Source organism: Vibrio sp. 10N.222.48.A3, assembly GCF_041475345.1.
In the GTDB taxonomy this organism is placed as follows: domain Bacteria; phylum Pseudomonadota; class Gammaproteobacteria; order Enterobacterales; family Vibrionaceae; genus Vibrio; species Vibrio tasmaniensis_A.
On record NZ_JBFRVX010000053.1, the window covers coordinates 1 to 4,962 of the forward strand.

Here is a 4,962-nt window from a genome sequence, read left to right on the forward strand (position 1 = left end):
CCTATGAAGTTGTCGCTGGGCTTGGTCTTCTTAATAGCTATACAGGGTTGATTCTGCCTTTGATCGCATCAGCCACCGCGACCTTCTTTTTCAGGCAATTTTTCAAAACCATCCCCGATGAATTGTTAGAAGCAGCTCAACTAGATAATGCAGGCCCATTTCGATTCTTTGTCGATATCTTGCTGCCTCTTTCTAAAACCATGATCGCCGCTATTTTCATCATCATGTTTGTGGTGGGTTGGAACCAATACTTATGGCCGATCATGATGACTACCGATGAAGGTTACAACACCATCGTGATGGGCATCAAACAAGTACTCAATAATATCAATGAAACCAGTTTACCGCGCTATGACTATGCTTTCGCCATGGTGATTTTAGCCATGTTGCCACCCGTACTAGTGGTGGTTGTATTTCAGCGTTGGTTTGTAAAAGGGCTAGTAGAAAGTGAAAAATAATAACGACACAACTCAAATGAACAATAATCGCATTCAATCACTCGATGAGTACAAGACGTCTCACCAACCTTCTCACCAAGCTATCCACAAAAATACAGAGGACACCCCGATGCCAAAGCTAAAACAAACGTTAGCGCACAACCAAGCCACTCACGATCGTACGCGTAAAGCTCCCATCATGCTGGGTATCAAAAACTTGGTAAAGACGTATGAAAACGGCCATCAAGCCGTCAAAGGAGTCTCGCTTGATATCGATGAGGGTGAGTTCCTTGTTTTGGTGGGTCCTTCTGGTTGTGGCAAGTCTTCTATCCTACGTTCCATTGCGGGCTTGGAAAGCATTTCTGGTGGCGAGATTCACTTAAGTGGTCGCCGTGTTGATAACGAAAAGCCAGCTCAGCGTGATATCGCAATGGTCTTCCAAAATTATGCGCTCTACCCCCACATGTCGGTTTACAAAAACCTAGCTTATGGCTTAAAGAACCGAGGTGTTAGTCAGCACCTTATTGAAGAGAAAATTGAGAAAGTCGCCAAAACGCTGAAAATCGAAGAATACCTAGACCGCAAGCCAGCCAAGCTTTCGGGTGGTCAACGTCAACGTGTTGCTATGGGACGAGCGATCGTTCGCGATCCACAACTTTTTCTGTTTGACGAACCTTTGTCTAACCTAGATGCCTCACTGCGTGCTCACATGAGATTAGAGATCAAAAAACTGCAACGCGAACTTGGCGTGACCAGTGTTTACGTGACTCATGACCAAGTCGAAGCCATGACACTGGCTGATAGAATCGTGGTGCTCAACAAAGGCCAGATAGAGCAAGTCGGGACGCCACGAGAGGTCTACCACCAGCCAGCCAGTACTTTTGTGGCGAGCTTCATTGGCAGCCCTGCAATGAATTTTTTACCAGCAACACTCGATGACGGATACCTTGAGATTGGTGATCAGCAAATGTACTTACCCGAGTACGCCCACGTAAAAAATACAGCTATCACACTTGGTATTCGTCCAGAGCACTCTGAAATTGGTTCAGAATTGATGATGAATACCTTGCCTCTTGAACTGCGTATCAGTGTGGTTGAGCCTTTGGGTCCAAATCAATTGGTTCATGGTCTGGTGAACGAGCAGCCCTTCATTGCAGTAACACCCGAAACGACACTGTGCCAAGCCGTCCCCCTAGGGCTAAGAATCGATAAATCCAACCTGCATATTTTTGACAATCATGGCAAACGCATTCACCCAAATAATTTCACATCACAGGAGCCACACGAAGATACGACAAGCTTAACGACGGCTCTCGCTTAATCGAGTACACTGATATTTAATGCGTTTTTACGGTGCGTCTTTAAGAAGGATTAATTATGTCGTCTATCATCGTAGGTCATAGAGGTGTAGCAGGTACTCACCCAGAAAATACCAAAGCAAGCATTGAACAAGCGGCGAAGCTCGGCTTGAAATGGATTGAAGTTGATATTCAGCCCACTCAGGATGACCAACTGGTCGTTTGTCACGATCACACGCTTGAGCGCTGCAGCGATGGCAAGGGTCGAGTTGATGAACACACCCTTGCTGAACTGCGTCAGCTCGATTTTGGCAGTTGGAAGTCTGAGCAGTTCGTTGGAGAAAAAATACTGACGTTGAAAGAGTTGCTCGCGCTTGTTGAGCAGTATGATCTTAGCGTCAACCTAGAGGTCAAAGTCGATAGCCGACATCAAGCACCTCATGTCGTTGATTTGCTGCACACCGAGTTGATTCATTCAAATCTTGACACCGACAGAGTTTTGCTTTCAAGCTTCAGCCATCAAGTCGTTGCTGAAATGGCTCGTCATTTGCCTAGATACCGTGTCGGTGTGATCACAGAGCAACTGACTCAAGATGATCTTATGCTGATTGATGAGGTTAAAGCGTTCAGTTGTCACATGAACTACGAGCATCTGAAGCAGAGCGATCTTGATACACTTGGTGAAGCAAACATTCAAACATGGTGCTACACTGTCAATGATCCGTCTCGCTTCAAATTTCGCTCAAAAGTAGATGCTGTATTTACTGATTTTCCGAATCAGTTCAATCCTATAAATTGAGCTCGTAAATACCGAAAAAATAGCCCCGATAAACTTTAAATAAACTCCCGGGATGCCTTAAAATTAATTCTCGGGAAACCATAAAATTAAGTAGCAAACACAAGTGAGTAGGAGTACATTCCGCTACTCACTTGGTTTCATCGCTCGCTCTATTTAGACAGCTTCATTGGTTACTTAATTTATGGATCTCATTTTTAGTCCAACCTTCCCAATTTTGGGTGCTATCTTCATTTTTGCCGCTATTGTTCGTGGCTTCTCAGGTTTCGGTTTTACCTTAGTGGCACTGCCATTGAGTGCGTTATTCGTGCCTGTTATCGAACTGGTTCCCGTTTTCATGCTGATCGACCTGTTAGGCAATATCCAATTGCTGCCGAAGGTTAAACATCATGTGAATTGGCGCTGGGTTTCAAAGGTATTTGTCCCTTGTTTGGCCTTCACTCCGGTCGGCCTACTTCTGCTAAAATCCGTTAGCCAAGACACGATCATCTTGATCATCAGCGCCTTCATTTTTGCATCTGCACTTATGATCTACAAAGGGTTCCAGTACAAAAGAGAGCCTAGATTTGCTCCCTATATTCTAGGTAGCCTTGCTGGGGTAATGAACGGCGCAGCTTCAATGTCAGGGCCTCCGATTGGTACACACGCGTTGGCAAGCCCAGTTGCTCCGCATATAGCCAGAGCTGGCCTGATTGCGTTCTTTGTGTTGGCAGATTCCAGTGCGTTTGTATCGGCATCTATCGCAGGATTAGTCGACCGCGAGGTGGTCTGGCTTACTTTTGCACTGTTACCAAGCAGCATGTTTGGCGGTTATGTGGGTTCTAAATTATTCGAGAGATTTGGTGGAGCGAAATTTAAGCCAGTCACCATTGCGTTGCTGATCGTAATTGCGATATTCAGTGCAGGTCGAGTCATACTGTAACTGACTTTAGCGGTTAATTTCGGAAGTTGGTTTCACGAATTGACTGCGCTAATTGCCTGCGCGAATAGATTCCGAAAGTGACTAAGAAAATGGGGTACCAATGACTACCATTCGATATGGATAGGGGTACCCATTTTTACAAGTTGGAGAAACTCATCCATATCTTGATTGGTTAATGCGATACAGCCATCCGTCCAATCAAAGCTTTGAATAAAGCTCGGTGAACGGCGCTCACCATTTTTAATTCCGTGGATCTTGATGTTCCCTCCAGGGTCGACATCATTTTCTTCAGCCCACTGCATATCCGAAGGTTGCGGGTAGCTGATATGCACCGAGCGGTGAAAATCCGATTCTTCCATCACATAATCGAGCTGGTATTCCCCTTCAGGTGTTCGGTTGTCTCCTTCAAAACGTTTATGCCCTTTCGGTTGTTTCCCTAACGCAATACGAAACTCTTGAATAACCTCGTCACCCTTAAGTAGGTACATTCTACGTTTCGATTTATCAACTTTGACTAAGGTGACCACTTGCGACAGAGAGTCTGCCTCAGAAGAGGGACCGGTTAGAGTGTAAGACTGTTGAGAAGAGCTTTGAGGGGGACGTTTAGATGAACCTTGAGACAGCTGGGCAACTTGTTCGCCAGAGTTACTGCTAAGAACATCATCCACAATAATCACATGTTTGGAATTTGAGATCACTGAAGAGGTTGAGTTAGAGGAAGACGTTGAGACACGCTGAGAGTGAGCCGGTTTCGACTCGAATACAATGGTTTCGATTGCCGTCGCGTCAGAAATTATCTTTTCAACCACAACCTTTTCAGCTTGCACACTCGAAGCTACAAACAGTAAACACAGTAATAAAGGCAAAAATAGACGCACCTTTAGTTCTCCTCAAAGCGCATGGACATGGTTCGTGATTGAGTTTCCATGCCTAACGACTCATAGAAACCCTTAGCTTGCTGATTAAACTCCATCACTTCTAACCTAAGCTCAATAGCACCGCTCGCTTGCGCCCACTGATTAAACGACTTCATCAACGCTTTGCCGACGCCTTGGCTCTGAACCTGATCGTTTACCACAATCGTATTCACTCGCGCTATTTTGTGAGACTGAATGAAGCTTACCCCTTTATTCTGCGTTACCTTCCCCACCAAGAAACCAACAACCTGTTGAGCATCAACCGCAACTAAGAAAGTGCCAACCGGATCAAGCATCAATCCCAACCAATATTCTTCACTATCAGCCAAGCCATGAGAAGCGGGAGCAAATACTATAGGGGCACCAAGATGATGTTGACGATTTATTTGCATAGAGAGCTCTAAGATCGAGCTAATATCAGTTACCTTAGCGTTCCGGATTTGCATATCACTACCTTTTTAAATTCAATAACACCTTAGCAAAAATAGCTTAGCTGTGCACCGTCCTACTCTTTTAACAAAACTTTCGAGCTAGAGCTTGATACCACTAATTACATGACACGATAACGAAGAACAGCTCCCAATTGGGAGCT

The 4,962-nt window shown here is 45.0% G+C and carries 6 protein-coding genes; 4 read left to right on the top strand and 2 right to left on the bottom strand.

The annotated features are described in order from the left end of the window. From AB4653_RS02055 to AB4653_RS02070, 4 genes are all read left to right on the top strand, one after another. Positions 1–458 (top strand): ABC transporter permease subunit (locus AB4653_RS02055; RefSeq protein WP_372103198.1); only part of this gene is annotated, 458 nt, incomplete at its 5' end. Further along, positions 448–1,758 carry a sn-glycerol-3-phosphate import ATP-binding protein UgpC gene (locus tag AB4653_RS02060; protein ID WP_009846303.1) on the top strand — a complete coding sequence of 437 codons (1,311 nt, stop codon included), beginning with the start codon at positions 448–450 and terminating at the stop codon, positions 1,756–1,758. The genes AB4653_RS02055 and AB4653_RS02060, both read left to right, overlap by 11 nt. A 56-nt stretch (positions 1,759–1,814) precedes the next feature. Continuing rightward, positions 1,815–2,534, top strand: coding sequence for a glycerophosphodiester phosphodiesterase family protein (locus tag AB4653_RS02065; RefSeq protein ID WP_009846302.1), 720 nt, complete (start codon positions 1,815–1,817; stop codon positions 2,532–2,534). Between the two features lie 181 nt (positions 2,535–2,715). Further along, positions 2,716–3,453 carry a sulfite exporter TauE/SafE family protein gene (locus tag AB4653_RS02070; protein ID WP_009846301.1) on the top strand — a complete coding sequence of 246 codons (738 nt, stop codon included), beginning with the start codon at positions 2,716–2,718 and terminating at the stop codon, positions 3,451–3,453. 104 nt (positions 3,454–3,557) lie between these two features. Here AB4653_RS02070 and AB4653_RS02075 read toward each other — a convergent pair whose 3' ends face one another. Both AB4653_RS02075 and AB4653_RS02080 read right to left on the bottom strand, forming a co-directional pair. Further along, positions 3,558–4,331, bottom strand: a complete 774-nt coding sequence (locus AB4653_RS02075; protein ID WP_009846300.1) for a murein L,D-transpeptidase family protein — start codon at positions 4,329–4,331, stop codon at positions 3,558–3,560. A 2-nt stretch (positions 4,332–4,333) separates the two neighbouring features. Continuing rightward, complete coding sequence (locus tag AB4653_RS02080) at positions 4,334–4,816, bottom strand: GNAT family N-acetyltransferase (protein WP_009846299.1); 483 nt, start codon at positions 4,814–4,816, stop codon at positions 4,334–4,336. Between the last annotated feature and the right edge of the window lie 146 nt (positions 4,817–4,962).

Excerpts from the sequence above, each read along its gene's own strand:
- AB4653_RS02065 (WP_009846302.1), top strand. The coding sequence starts at position 1,815 with ATGTCGTCTATCATCGTAGGTCATAGAGGTGTAGCAGGTACTCACCCA.
- AB4653_RS02070 (WP_009846301.1), top strand. The coding sequence starts at position 2,716 with ATGGATCTCATTTTTAGTCCAACCTTCCCAATTTTGGGTGCTATCTTC.
- AB4653_RS02080 (WP_009846299.1), bottom strand. The coding sequence starts at position 4,816 with ATGCAAATCCGGAACGCTAAGGTAACTGATATTAGCTCGATCTTAGAG.